The organism is Staphylococcus gallinarum, from assembly GCF_029774255.1.
GTDB lineage: Bacteria > Bacillota > Bacilli > Staphylococcales > Staphylococcaceae > Staphylococcus > Staphylococcus gallinarum.
In genome coordinates this window covers 353,218-367,039 of sequence record NZ_CP069082.1, presented here as the reverse complement: position 1 = coordinate 367,039, position 13,822 = coordinate 353,218, and the positions used below count along the sequence as shown (strand labels likewise).

Here is a 13,822-nt window from a genome sequence, read left to right as displayed (position 1 = left end):
TGATTGTGGTATACAGTTATTACATCCATAATACATATTTATAGGGGAGTTGTGTTTATATGCGAATTCTAGTCCTAGGTGCTGGTGGTATTGGCGGATATTTTGGTGGCCGTTTAGCTGAAAGTGGTCAGGATGTCACTTTTTTAGTTCGTCCAAAACGAAAGTCATACCTAGAAAGAAATGGTTTAGCTATCCATAGTGAAAATGGTGATTTCAACTTCAATCCTAAATTAATTACTCGGGATGATCGTGCCGAAGCTTTCGACGTTGTACTACTCTCATCAAAGTCATATCACTTGGAACACGCTATCGAAGATTTACAACCATTTATACATCATAATACAGTCATTATTCCTCTACTTAATGGCATTGCACACATTCCTACATTGCAATCTGAGTTTGGTAAAAGTAATATCATGGGAGGTTATTGCGTAATTGAAACCACGCTTGATACTTCTGGCGAGATTGTTCACACAAGTACATTCGACAAATTATTTTTCGGCGAATTAAATGGCGAGGATAGTCAACGTGCCAAACATATTGCGGAGGCCTTCTCAAATTCCAAGGCTCAATTTATCTTGAGCAACAATATCACACAAGGAATGTGGCACAAATATTTAATGATAACCGTATTATCAGGTGTTACAACATTAATGCATGCACCTATAGGTCCAATAAGAGATAGTGTCGGTGGTACTCAATTTATTGAATCATTATATAATGAAGTAGCCACTATTATGCGTGCAGAAGGCGCACCTTTAGATAACCAAATCGTTCCTAAATACATGAAAGCACTCACCCAATTATCCTATCATTTCAAAACTTCAATGCAGCGTGATATGGAAAAAGGTCTAAATATAGAAGCCGATCATTTACAAGGTCATTTGCTTAAATTAGCTGATCAACATCAAATTCAAGCACCACTATTAACAACAATTTATCAAAATCATAAAGTCTATAAAGAAATGTTGCAATAAATATTGATAAATTGCAGTTCATTATTTTTGCGAAACTTAAATATATACATGATTCCACACAAATCATCGTATTCTTTTACACTTTAAAATATTATAAACAGTCATTAAAAAACGTCAATTTCTGCAGCTCTAGTTAGAAATTGACGTTCTTTTTTTACTAATTACATTGATTGATATGCCACATTACTAGCAGCAATTTACTTTATAAACTCAAATTATAAATCTAATGATTGAATATATGCTTTAACATCTTGAGACATTTCTTCATTGTTTAAAGCAAATTGTATTGTTGTTTTAACAAAACCTAGTTTTTCTCCAACATCGTATCGTTCACCGTTAAAGTCAAATGCATAAACCTTATCATCTTTGTTTAATCGCTCAATCGCATCAGTCAATTGAATTTCGCCACCTGCACCAATTTCTTGTTTCTCTAGATAGTCGAATATTTGTGGTGTTAATACATAACGTCCCATAATTGCTAAGTTTGAAGGAGCTGTTCCTGGTTCTGGTTTTTCTACAAATTTATTCACACTAAATAAACCTTCATTTGATTCAGCAGGATCGACAATACCATATCTATGCGTCTCATTTTCATTGACCTGTTGCACACCGATTATTGATTTTCCTGTATCATCATATTGATTCATTAATTGTTTAATTGCTGGTACTTCTGACTGAACAATATCGTCACCTAGTAATACAGCAAACGGTTCATTCCCGATAAATTGTTTTGCTGACCAAATTGCATGTCCTAAACCTTTTTGTTCCTTTTGTCTTACGTAAAACATATTAGCTAAATTACTAGAATGTTGAACTTCATCTAGTAAGTCTTGCTTTCCTTTTTCTTCTAAAATCATTTCTAATTCCTTTTGATTGTCGAAATGATCTTCGATAGCTCTTTTATGTTTACCTGTAACGATAATAATATCTTCAATACCTGCCGCTACAGCCTCTTCTACTATGTATTGAATCGTTGGTTTATCAAGGATTGGCAACATTTCTTTTGGCATTGCTTTCGTAGCCGGTAAGAATCTTGTCCCTAATCCTGCTGCTGGTATAATCGCTTTTTTAATTTTCATTTTTTCTCTCTCCTCCAAAGTGACAAAAACTATATATTATTTATTCATTTAAGTGCTTATTTCATATAAAATTTTACAATCCTTAAATGGACTGATACTTAAAGTGTTATCACTATTTTATTTTATCAAAAATCTTACTAAATTTAGACTTTTTATGTGCTAATATCTGTAATAAATCCTTATAATTCTCTACAGCTGCTTTATATTTTAATCGCTCATTTGTACGTACATTCGTTAGTGGATATTCAACGATTTGAATCATTTTTTCTGCAAAATCTTCTATATTATTAGGTTCAACCAAGTATCCAGTTTTTCCTTCTTCAATAATTTCTCTAGGTCCATACTTAACATCATATGAAACAACTGGACAGCCTGCATCTATGCTTTCCATAATCGTTAAACCAAATCCTTCATAATTACTTGTTAATAAAGAGGCTCTAGAATTGTTAAATTCAAGTAATGGATTATTAGTAAATTCATTAATTTCAACAAATTCATTTAATTTATATACATCTATCAAATCTTGTATCATTTGTAATTGACCTGCTTCATCTTTGCCAAACATCACTAGTTTGGTAGTATAGCCCCTCTGTCTAAAACGATGATACGCTTTAATAAGATGATCTAATTGCTTTTGGTGGCCAAATCTTCCAATATAGATGAACCGATCTTGAGGTTGGTCTTTGCTATATTTGGGGTTTTTCTGAAGTGTAAAATGAGGTATGACAGCAAATTTTTCATCTTCAATATCATAAACACTTTGAATATCTTGCTTTTGGTGTTCTGTTAATACTAAATATTTCGTTACTTTTTCACTATGCTTTAATGCAAATTTAAATGAACCTTTTACTTCATCATTATTTAAATGTGAGTTATGTAATACTAATACGTTTTTCGTATTGTTTTTTTGGTTTAGCAATGGTCTATCTAAAAGTCTCGCATCGTTAAACACAATATCCCCATCCGTAAAACGTTCTTCAAAATAATATTCAAACAATTGTTTTTCAGTAGAAAATGCTTTATACATTCTGCCTTTTTTATAAAGTTGTATAAGTAATAAGGTTGTTTTATCATCATCCGCAAAAAACTTTTCGCAATATTTGTTGCCATCCCTATCATAAAATTTCTCAGCGATTTTCCCATATCGCTTTGTAGAATAATATGTTTTCTTATGTAATTGACCAAATTCGTTATAATGCCAACGTTCTACTCTTTTCTTACAATAAGGGGTCATAAAATCCTCAAAGTCTAATACATCGCTATCTTGTCTATATTTACGATATAAAACATAATCATCACCATCATAGTAACGAACAATATTATTATTATTTTCATTAGCCTTATGTTTTAAACCTTTGATTTTACGCTTGGTTTTATAATATTTAGCCTTTTTTCTTTCCTTTGAATTAGGTGTATAAAGTAGATTATAATCTGCCAGCCAATCATATACATTCTCTACTTTTATGTTGGCACCTAACTTCCCATTACTTATAAAGCTTTCGATTACTTGATGGTAATCAGCATTATAATTCGTCGTTAAAATCGTATTCGTTGCAGAAAGTTCCTTATTCATTAACTGTATACGACTTAACAATGCTTTCGTACGTCCACCATGTATCGGTGGCAAAGTCGATGTAATTGTATACAACACTATATCCCACTCCCTTGTATCGCTAAATTAAATAACATTTTTATTCTAACACGCTATGCATGATTTTTATAAACTTTTGCACGTTACAATATTATTATTTTAGAAATAACTGTAGTTTATATTATTTTTTCACTTAAATGATACTTTATTTACTATTAATTAAGGAGGATTAAGATATAAATACCGTTTCAAGAAACAATATAATCCCTATGTTCGAGCTATCAAAAATACTTGTGATGTAAATTCACTTTATCAAAACAAAAAAGAGCTATTCCGTAATGTCTTAGCTCTCTTTAATGTATATTCATCATTTTTAGGCATTATTTGGCGAGACTTCTGAGGGAACAGGTCGAGCTGAAGACTACAGGCTGAAGCTGGCCCCTAGGAAAGCGAGCCAATAATACGAAATAGCAAATAAAAATAGCCAGTAATTAAGGAAATATGCATTTGCAAACACAAACAAGACATATTAATTTTCGAGGATGTTAATGTATATTAATATTTTAATGTATATTCATCATTTTTAGGCATTATTTGGCGAGACTCCTGAGGGAACAGGTCGAGCTGAAGACTACAGGCTGAAGCTGGCCCCTAGGAAAGCGAGCCAATAATGCGAAATAGCAAATAAAAATAGCACCCAGATAATTATAATTCAATCATCTGAATGCTACTTTTCTAAGATTAATACCCTTAGCTATTAATTATATTTAGGTTTAATTTAGTAGCCTATTTATTGTTTACATGTTGATTAACACGTTTTTGGAATAAGATCGAAATACCTGCTATCAATAAGATTAAAACAATAATGCCAATTAATCCTAGGTATTTTGCTATATTACCAAATATGATACCTACAACAAGGAAATCAGTATCTGAGAATGTAGTCGCAGCACCACCTAAATCGCCTAAGAATGGTAGGAAGATTAATGGTAAGAAGGTAATCAACAGACCATTCAATGCAGCACCTGCAACAGCACCACGTATACCGCCACGTGCATTACCAAACACTCCTGCAGTAGCGCCTAAGAAGAAATGCGCAACTACTCCGGGTAGAATGACTACACCCCCGAAGAGGAATAAGACAAACATACCTAACACACCTACAATAAAGCTGACAAAGAATCCAATTAACACAGCATTTTGTGCGTAAGGGAAGACAATCGGACAATCCAATGCCGGTTTTGTATTTGGTACTAACTTTTCTGAAATACCTTTAAATGCAGGTACAATTTCTGCAAGAATTAAACGCACACCAGTCAATATAATAAATACACCTGCAGCAAATGTCACACCTTGAATTAATGAAAAAACAATAAAGTTTTGACCATTACTAATTTCACTATGTACATAGTCAGGTGTGGCAAATAGTGACGCTACAACGTATAGAATAATCATTGTTAATGAAATGCTAATAGTACTTTCTCGTAAAAAACTTAATCCCTTTGGAAAATTAATTTCCTCCGTAGATTTCGATTTCCCTTTAAACAATTTACCAATTTGCCCTGCTGCCCAATAACTTATCGTTCCAAAATGCCCTAGAGCAACTTGATCATTGCCTGTTATTTTACGCATTGTTGGTTGTGCCAATGCTGGTAATATGGCCATAATAAGCCCTAGAATTACAGAACCAATAATGACAGTCATTGTGCCTGTAATATGCCCTACAGATAATAATATAGCCAAAAACGCTGCCATATAAAATGTATGATGTCCTGTTAAGAAGATATATTTCAAGTTCGTTACACGCGCTATAATAATATTTACAATCATCCCAAACACCATAATTAACGCAGCTGTAGTACCATATTTTTCTAGTGCAATAGAAATAATTGCCTCGTTGTTAGGAACAACACCTTGTACACCAAATGCATGTTGAAAGATCTTGCCAAAGGGTTCTAAAGATTGTGTCACTACATTTGCACCAGCGCTCAATACTAAGAATCCTAAAATTGTTTTAATTGTTCCTGAAGTCACATCTGCAGCTGATTTCTTTTGTACAATTAACCCTATTAAAGCAATTAAAGCAACAAGAATTGCAGGTTGACTCAAGACATCCACTATAAAATCAAGTATCGGTTTCATTCAACTACCTCCCAACTTGTTATAAAATATTTAATTCCGTTAACTTATCATTTAATTTTGATTGCAATTCATCTTTGTCCAAAATATTATCTAATACTAGAACATCACCTAAATTTTTTGTGTTTTCTTCTAAATCTCTGCCACAAATAAATAAATCTGCCATATCAGGGCTGGCTGTCATCACATCACTATGTTCAACCTTTATATCTTCTGGGGCATTTAATTGTTTCAACGCTTCTTGAGCATTCATTTCAACCATAAAGCTACTCCCTAAACCATGACCACATACAACTAAAATTTTCATTTTCATCATTCTCCTTTAAATATCTGTTTAATTTCTGCTACGTCTGTAGCAGCTAATAATTTATTTACTGTCTCTTTATCACTTAATGTTGAAGCTAAAGTTCTAAGAATTTCTAAATGTCCTTCATTATCTACTGCACTTAATACAAATATGAGACTAGCGAAATGATTATCTTGTGAAAAATTAATATGTTGATTTAATTTCAACAAGCTTAATCCTACTTGCTTTACATCTTCATTTGGCCTTGCGTGTGCAATAGCAATCTCTGGTGCAATTACAATATAAGGTCCAAGTTCCTTTACACTGTTAATCATCGCGTCAATATAACTCTTTTCAAAATAGCCTTGCTGTAACAATGGGTGTGATGCTATATCAATAGCTTGTTCCCAATTATCTACTGCATCCTTTATCTGTATCTTATCTAGCGTTAATATTTCCAAACGCTTTACCCTCCTCTATCATGCTATGATTTACTGACATCTTTTATCCAGTTCATAATTTGACGTTTGTCACCTGAGAACAAATCCTCTCTTCCTCGCGCATCCATTATCAATTCACTCAATTGTCGCAGTGCATTTAAATGTATTTGTGGCTGTTTGGTAGCTAAAGTTACAACTATATGGACAGGATCATATTGACTGTGATTGAACGTAATACCATTGGTGTAATGTACCAAACTAAAGCCTACAGACTGTTTCACATGTTCATGTTTTGCATGTATGAGTGCTATATGTGGGCTAATTACCATATAAGGTCCAAAGTTCTCCAACTGCGTTATGATGTCATCGGCATATCCACCATCGACAATACCGTCCGCTTCTAATAGTGCAACACATTGCTGAATTGCCTTATCACGTGATACTGATTGTTGTTCTGTTAATACTCTAGTCTCAGATAATACCTCTATCAAATTAGGACCAATACGTTTAGTTTCTGCTACATACTGTTCACGTGCCTGATTAATAATCTCATTGAGTTGTTGTCGGTCGCTTTTATTTAAAAAAGGACTCACCTGGACTACAGGTACTGTTGATTGTTCGAAAGGTACTGTCGAGATAATGTAATCTATCTTTTCATGCTTTAACAAAGTATCATTGACTTCATAAATAGAGTAAGCATCAACAATTTCCAATTCAGGATAAATATGGCTCAATCTACTTTTCAATAGTTGGGATGTCCCAACACCCGAACCGCACAACAGTATGACCTTTATCGCCTGACCACTACGTTTACTAATACGTTCAATTGCCGAAGCAAAATGTAAGGTAATATATGATAATTCATCTGCTGTAAATGAAATTTGGAAAAGTTCTTCAATCCCCCAAATGTGACGATGAATACTTTCTATCAATTGTTGATATTCCTTCTGTATCTCATCATTTAAAGGATTAGGGTGACTCATTTCAAATTGCAAGCGGTGTATGGCTGGTCTTAGATGAACAACTAAACCATTTAACAATTTATTATCTGCCATTAAATCAATGCCTAAATCTCCACTCATTCTTTCAATGAGTTGCTCAACCATGATTTCTAAGTCGTCTACCACATTGTTGTCATCATGTATATCTGATGTCTTAGCTCCTAATAAATGCAAAGTTATAAACGCCGCTTCACTCTTAGGGAATGTAATATTAAAGTTAGATTCCAGTTGTGATTGAATTTGTTTCGCCACAATAAATTGACTTGTTTGAGCTAACTTTTGATATTCTGTTGTAGGTATATCAAATACAAAATCTTCTCTAGTGCGATGTATAGCAATTAATATATGATATATCAAACCATCGATAGCACTTTGAACAAGTTGATATTGTGTTTCAAACAATGTCTCAGTTACTGTACGCCGTATAGATTCTAGCTCTTTATTCGAAAACAACTGATGTCCAATGTTATGTGTATGTGTTTGAAAGTATGCATTTACTCTATCTGCATATGCTTTTCTATAATTACTTTCATCACCTTTAATCACAAAGCCTTTATTTTTAACATATTCCAATCTTAAACCTTGTGACTCTACCCAAGTCTGTACACGTTTCAAATCTTCCACTATCGTTCTTCGAGATACAGAAACCAATGACGCTAAAGATTGAGAGGATGTAGGTTCAATAGACTCAAATAACTTTAAGATAATATAGAGTACGCGTTCGTCCCTAGAATAATGCATAGCAATACTAGAAAATTGAACTGATTCACTCTTCATATATTCTGAGTGACGCTTAATTTTAATACCTCTATTTTTATTACGTGCAATCTCAAGTGACAATTGCTGCGCCATACTTTCCAGATATTCTAGATCATACTGAATCGTTCTTTCTGAAACATTAAACTGCATTGCTAAATGATGAATAGTCGCAAAACCTTCTTTTTCCAGTAAGAAAGTTAATATTTGTTGCTGTCTCTTACTTAACACATCAGCAACCTCCTTACACCTTTATTGTAAACGCTTTCTAATAACTGTAGATGTGTAATCTCATTCGTCTTTAAATACGAAAAATTGCACATCCAATTCGAAAGTTAATTTATCGTAACATAATCCAAATAAATATTTATTATATATATGATTTCTTATTGCTCGCTACATTAAATTACATAATAAAATAGGTCTGGTACATTAGTCTTTCAGACTTAAATAAAGTCAAATTGGCTTTTGCATTCTCTTTTGTAGTAATAACATATATGAACCTCGTATTGTTTGCGAGACACCTGAGGGAGCAGGATGCGTGTCGAGACCATGGCTCGACCCAGCCCCCTAGGTAAGCGAGCAATACAATACTGCGTATCGATATAAACAACAAGCCCATCAAAGATTTTTGATCTTTGATGGGCTTAATGCTCGGTAATTATGTCCCAGATTCATTGCTAATGGTTATATTTTTTGGAAATGTAAATAATCAATTTCATGGTTATGCCCCTTATGTAAGACTAAATCCGCACGTTTACGTGTCGGCATAATATTTTCTTTGATATTGATTTCATTGATTGACTGCCAAATATCTAAGGCTAAACGCTGTGTTTCTTCATAACTTAAATCTTTATATTGATAGAAATGGGATTGTTTATTTTGAAATGCTTCACTTTGTAGTTTAAAGAAACGTTGTACATACCATTGTTTCATTTGTTCAATTTCTGCATCTAAATATATTTTATAATCTAAATAATCACTGACTAATTCCTCAGAATAATTATTTGTCTGAAAAATATTTACCCCTTCGATAATTAATACATCTGGTTGATTGATAAAGTGATATGCATCTTGCAGCCTATCATATGTTAAATGAGAATAAGTATAGGTTGGTACATTCTCTTCGCCACTTTTAATTTTCTTTAAATCAGTAATGAGTTGATTTGTTTCGTAACTTTCTGGGAATCCTTTTTTAGACATTAAATCACGTTCTAACAATGTTTTCTTTGGATAAATATAGCCATCCGTCGTAATTAACTCTACTTTCCAGTTAGGATTATATGAACGCATCAGTTCTAACAACAATCTAGACATCGTACTCTTTCCTACAGAGACACCACCCGTAATACCAATAATAAATGGTATAGACTGGTTCTTAGCTAGCATATGATCTTTGACAAATGACATAAATGATTTCTCCGCTTTTACCTTCTCTGTTAAAAATTGAACAAGCGGTATGTATATATCATTGATTTCTTTATGGGTTAATTTATCATTAAGACTCACAATCTCATTTAAATCTAGTTGTTCTGTTGCTATATTTTTTGAAAAGGTATTTTGTTGCCACTCATTTCGCGTGTAATAAATCACTTTATTATCTCCCTTTTAAGACATACGATACTTTATGTTCTAATTACATATAACACATAGCCCTATTGTACGCCGTTAATTTATATATATGATTAATCAAATTCAAAATTATTTTATCATAATATAGAAAAACATCCTTAGCATTGGACCTAACCACTTTACTAAGGATGTTATTATTTTAAACTTCACGTATAATATTTAAAAATCGTTGTAATTCTGCAGTTTCTGGGTGATTAAAAATTTGCTCTGGCGGTCCTTGCTCAGCAATCACGCCTTCATGGATAAAGATTGTTTTATTTGATACTTCTTTAGCAAAGCGCATTTCATGTGTAACAATCACCATTGTCATACCTTCATTAGCTAAATCCTTGATAACACGTAACACCTCATTAACTAATTCTGGATCTAATGCTGATGTTGGTTCATCAAAAAGCATCACTTTCGGATTCATCGCTAAAGCACGGGCAATTGCGACACGCTGTTGTTGCCCACCAGAAAGTGCATTCGGTCGTTGGTCTTTTACAGCTGTCAGTCCAACACGTTCAAGTAATCGAAGTGCTTGTTGTTCTGCGTCTGCCTTTTTGACTTTTTTGACCGTTACAAGACCTTCCATGACATTTTCCAGTGCCGTCTTATGCGGAAATAAATTATAGTTCTGGAATACCATACCAGATTGTTTTCTAACTGCAATTTGTGACTTTTTGTCATCATTTTTATAAGACATGCCATTCACATACACGACACCTTCAGTAGGTAATTCAAGTGCATTCATCATACGTAACAAGGTTGTCTTACCAGAACCAGATCTACCAATCAACGTGACTACTTCACCTTTATCAACAGTCAAATCGATACCTTTGATTACTTCTTTATCATCGAAAGATTTTTTTATATTTTTCAATTCAATCATGAGCGGTACCCTCTTTCAAGATAAGATTCATAGAAGTTCTGTACAATTGAAATAATAAAACAAACAACCCAATACATAAGTGCCACTAAACAATAAATCGTTAAATATTCATAGGTTGTTGAGGCAACTTCTTGAGACTTTCTAAACATTTCTCCAACGAGAATAAATCCAAGTAATGATGTATCCTTGATTAAACTCAAGAATGTGTTACCTAAAGCTGGAACAGACACTCGAATTGCTTGCGGCAAAATAATACGCTGTACCGTTTGACGGTAATTCATACCAATAGAATATGCCGCTTCTGTTTGTCCTTTAGGAATAGACATAATACCACCACGAATGATTTCAGAGGCATATGCACCAACATTAAATGATAAACCGATAATAGCTGCCACGACTGGCGCTAATGTCCATTGATTGTCTGAATCATTAGTAAGTAAACGCCCTAATTCTGGAATACCGTAAAAGATAATGAATAACTGAACAATCATCGGTGTCCCACGAATGATTGAAATGTAAAAACGGGCAATTCCTCTTAGCACTTTACTCGTTGAAATACGCATGAGTGCGGTGATAAGTGCAATAATCAATCCCAATACAAAAGTAACTAATGTAATTGGAATAGAATATTTCACTAAGCCTTCTAGCATAGGTAAGAAGGCTTGTCCCGCAGCATCCAAAGCATGTTGTTGTTCATCATTAAGGTTTAGAAACATCTTCACCAAACCATTTCTTACTTATTTTTGCTAATTCACCATTATCTTTTAATTTTTTAAGTGCTTTATTCACTTTTTTAATTGTTTTGTCGTCTTCTTTTTTAGTGAACGTCAATGCTGATTGGCTCTTCTCAGCATCACCTTCAATTACTTTTACTTTAGCATTAGGTTTTTGTTTTTTATAATCTAAATATGAAACTTTATCATTAAATGTTCCATCTACGCGATTTGATTGTAATAAATCCATCGCTTGGTTGAAACCGTCTACTTTAGTCAGTTCCGCGCCTTTTGATTTAGCTAATTTACCATAGTTAGAAGTAAATGTTTGAGCTAACTTTTTACCTTTTACATCATCAAATGACTTGATGTCTTTATTATTTTTATTTACAACCAATACTGCTTTTGAATAAGTGTATGGTTCAGAGAACTTGTATTTTTCTTTACGTTCTTTATTAATACCTACTTGGTTTGCAATAACATTAAATCGTCCTGAATCTAAACCTGCAAACATTGAGTCCCATTGTGTTTCTTTAAATTTAACTTTGTAACCCATTTCTTTTGCTACTGCTTTCATTACTTCAATATCGTAACCTGTTAATTTACCTTTTTTATCATGATAAGTGAAAGGCGCGTATGTTCCTTCCGTTCCTACTATAAATGTTTTGTCTTGGCTTACTGTTTTTGTCTTGCTGTCGCTGTTTTTCTTGTCAGAATCATTATTACCACATGCTGCTAATGCTAGCACTAATACTAATGTAATAACACTATACAAAATTTTCTTCATTTCCTAACCCCTATTCTTATTAAACTAATCGGAATAAAAGTATTCTATTCCTAAGATCGTATTTAGTCAATAACTTTTTTTACAAATATTGTAATTAATTTTTAACTACCCTTAATTACTATGAACTAACACAGATACATTTATTATCCCCTATGATTCAATTAACCATTAGTCATGTTTATTTAAGTCAATTGTATTTCTGACACTTGATAGCATTATTTCCATACTTCTTGTTCAATCCATCCTAGAATAAATAATCTATTAAAGTATTTTAGCAATAGCTACGCTGTTCGATAACCTCAAAGACAGTTAGCAGTGTATGTATATTACTTGATTCATAAGAATTTCTTGTACTCTATTCATCAATGAACCTTTACTTTCACCAACACATTAATTGTAAGACCCATATAAATAGAACATAAAAATAGACAAACTCAGTATAAAAAACGATGAGAGCTTGTCTTAATCTTGGGACCAAAGGTTCCTGTTCAATTTCAGTTTTAAATCATCTTCCTAAATAATTTTAACTATTGTTGTGCTTCAGGTACGAGGTTATCATAGTCAATTTCAAATCCCATATCTTTAATCATATCGAAATCCATTTTGTTTGGTTGACCACCCGTTATCAAGTAATCTCCTACGAAAATTGAATTCGCAACCATCAGTGACATCGATTGTAAGGCTCTTAAATTAACCTCTCTACCACCAGCTATTCTAATTTCTTTTGTTGGGTTAACCAGTCTAAACAATGCTAGAATACGCATACATTTCATTGGTGTTAACTCATCCATGTCACCAAACTTTGTACCTTTAATAGGGTGCAAAAAGTTAATCGGGATACTGTCTGCATCTATTTCTTTAAGCGCAAATGCCATATCAACTCTATCTTGTAAACTTTCTCCCATTCCACAAATGACCCCTGAACAAGGTGAAATATTATGTTTCTTCATTGTTTCAACTGTATCAACACGTTGTTGATATGTATGTGTCGTAACAACATTATCATGATAATTTTCACTTGTATTTAAATTGTGGTTATATCGATCCACTCCTGCATCTTTTAATTTAACTGCATGTTCATCTTTCGCAATACCCAAACAGGCACAAATTTTTAATTGTGGATGTGCTTGTTTTATATCTTTTACAGTATCAGCAATATAATCAACCTCTTTATCACTTGGCCCTCTGCCACTCATCACAATACAATATGTACCAATATTATTATCATGTGCAACTTCTGCACCTTCAGAAATCTTTTCTTTATCTACTAAACCATAGCGTGTTTTCTTTTTCATATCTCGTGATTGACCGCAGTATCCACAATCTTCCGGACAAATACCACTTTTAGCATTTAATATCATATTTAATTTAACTTTATGTCCGTAATAATGTTTACGTAACTGATATGCTTGATCCACCATTTCTAATGTATCAATAGTATTATCTGTATATATTTCATATGCTTCTGACGGCGTTAATGCGTCACCTTCTAAAATACGCTTTGCAATATTCAATCTAAATTCCCCCTATTTCAATTTATTTGATTATAT

12 protein-coding genes are annotated in these 13,822 nt (G+C 33.0%); 1 reads left to right on the top strand and 11 read right to left on the bottom strand.

Annotated features, from left to right (window positions below):
• Positions 1-59 precede the first annotated feature (59 nt).
• Positions 60-977 carry a 2-dehydropantoate 2-reductase gene (gene panE, locus JN168_RS01480; protein WP_042740427.1) on the top strand — a complete coding sequence of 306 codons (918 nt, stop codon included), beginning with the start codon at positions 60-62 and terminating at the stop codon, positions 975-977.
• Between the two features lie 215 nt (positions 978-1,192).
• Here the strand turns inward: panE and galU are convergent, their stop codons facing one another.
• The 11 genes from galU to bioB all read right to left on the bottom strand — a co-directional run bounded on the left by galU (position 1,193) and on the right by bioB (position 13,786).
• Complete coding sequence (gene galU, locus JN168_RS01475) at positions 1,193-2,056, bottom strand: UTP--glucose-1-phosphate uridylyltransferase GalU (protein ID WP_042740428.1); 864 nt, start codon at positions 2,054-2,056, stop codon at positions 1,193-1,195.
• A gap of 112 nt (positions 2,057-2,168) precedes the next feature.
• Complete coding sequence (locus JN168_RS01470) at positions 2,169-3,707, bottom strand: glycosyltransferase (RefSeq protein WP_107641934.1); 1,539 nt, start codon at positions 3,705-3,707, stop codon at positions 2,169-2,171.
• Positions 3,708-4,433: 726 nt separating this feature from the next.
• Positions 4,434-5,789: a PTS ascorbate transporter subunit IIC gene (locus JN168_RS01465; protein ID WP_042740430.1), complete on the bottom strand. Its 1,356-nt coding sequence runs from the start codon at positions 5,787-5,789 to the stop codon at positions 4,434-4,436.
• A 19-nt stretch (positions 5,790-5,808) separates the two neighbouring features.
• Positions 5,809-6,093, bottom strand: a complete 285-nt coding sequence (locus tag JN168_RS01460; RefSeq protein ID WP_042740431.1) for a PTS sugar transporter subunit IIB — start codon at positions 6,091-6,093, stop codon at positions 5,809-5,811.
• A gap of 5 nt (positions 6,094-6,098) precedes the next feature.
• Positions 6,099-6,533, bottom strand: coding sequence for a PTS sugar transporter subunit IIA (locus JN168_RS01455; protein WP_042740432.1), 435 nt, complete (start codon positions 6,531-6,533; stop codon positions 6,099-6,101).
• A gap of 23 nt (positions 6,534-6,556) precedes the next feature.
• Positions 6,557-8,500 (bottom strand): BglG family transcription antiterminator, encoded by a 1,944-nt coding sequence (locus JN168_RS01450; RefSeq protein WP_279526111.1) that lies wholly within the window; start codon positions 8,498-8,500, stop codon positions 6,557-6,559.
• A 456-nt stretch (positions 8,501-8,956) separates the two neighbouring features.
• On the bottom strand, positions 8,957-9,862 hold the full coding sequence (coaA, locus tag JN168_RS01445) for a type I pantothenate kinase (protein WP_232154390.1): 906 nt from the start codon (positions 9,860-9,862) through the stop codon (positions 8,957-8,959).
• A gap of 178 nt (positions 9,863-10,040) precedes the next feature.
• The gene (locus tag JN168_RS01440; RefSeq protein ID WP_042740435.1) at positions 10,041-10,772 is read right to left on the bottom strand and encodes an amino acid ABC transporter ATP-binding protein; all 732 of its coding nucleotides are present in this window, start codon (positions 10,770-10,772) and stop codon (positions 10,041-10,043) included.
• Positions 10,769-11,488 carry an amino acid ABC transporter permease gene (locus JN168_RS01435; RefSeq protein WP_042740436.1) on the bottom strand — a complete coding sequence of 240 codons (720 nt, stop codon included), beginning with the start codon at positions 11,486-11,488 and terminating at the stop codon, positions 10,769-10,771. The genes JN168_RS01440 and JN168_RS01435 overlap by 4 nt, the downstream gene beginning before the upstream one ends.
• Positions 11,472-12,272, bottom strand: coding sequence for an amino acid ABC transporter substrate-binding protein (locus JN168_RS01430; RefSeq protein WP_279526110.1), 801 nt, complete (start codon positions 12,270-12,272; stop codon positions 11,472-11,474). The genes JN168_RS01435 and JN168_RS01430 overlap by 17 nt, the downstream gene beginning before the upstream one ends.
• A 527-nt stretch (positions 12,273-12,799) precedes the next feature.
• The gene (gene bioB, locus JN168_RS01425; protein WP_232139662.1) at positions 12,800-13,786 is read right to left on the bottom strand and encodes a biotin synthase BioB; all 987 of its coding nucleotides are present in this window, start codon (positions 13,784-13,786) and stop codon (positions 12,800-12,802) included.
• Positions 13,787-13,822 lie beyond the last annotated feature (36 nt).

What these genes read in the sequence shown, in the direction of transcription:
- panE (WP_042740427.1), top strand. Translation starts at nt 60, where the DNA reads ATGCGAATTCTAGTCCTAGGTGCTGGTGGTATTGGCGGATATTTTGGT.
- galU (WP_042740428.1), bottom strand. Translation starts at nt 2,056, where the DNA reads ATGAAAATTAAAAAAGCGATTATACCAGCAGCAGGATTAGGGACAAGA.
- JN168_RS01465 (WP_042740430.1), bottom strand. Translation starts at nt 5,789, where the DNA reads ATGAAACCGATACTTGATTTTATAGTGGATGTCTTGAGTCAACCTGCA.
- JN168_RS01460 (WP_042740431.1), bottom strand. Translation starts at nt 6,093, where the DNA reads ATGAAAATTTTAGTTGTATGTGGTCATGGTTTAGGGAGTAGCTTTATG.
- JN168_RS01440 (WP_042740435.1), bottom strand. Translation starts at nt 10,772, where the DNA reads ATGATTGAATTGAAAAATATAAAAAAATCTTTCGATGATAAAGAAGTA.
- JN168_RS01435 (WP_042740436.1), bottom strand. Translation starts at nt 11,488, where the DNA reads ATGTTTCTAAACCTTAATGATGAACAACAACATGCTTTGGATGCTGCG.
- JN168_RS01430 (WP_279526110.1), bottom strand. Translation starts at nt 12,272, where the DNA reads ATGAAGAAAATTTTGTATAGTGTTATTACATTAGTATTAGTGCTAGCA.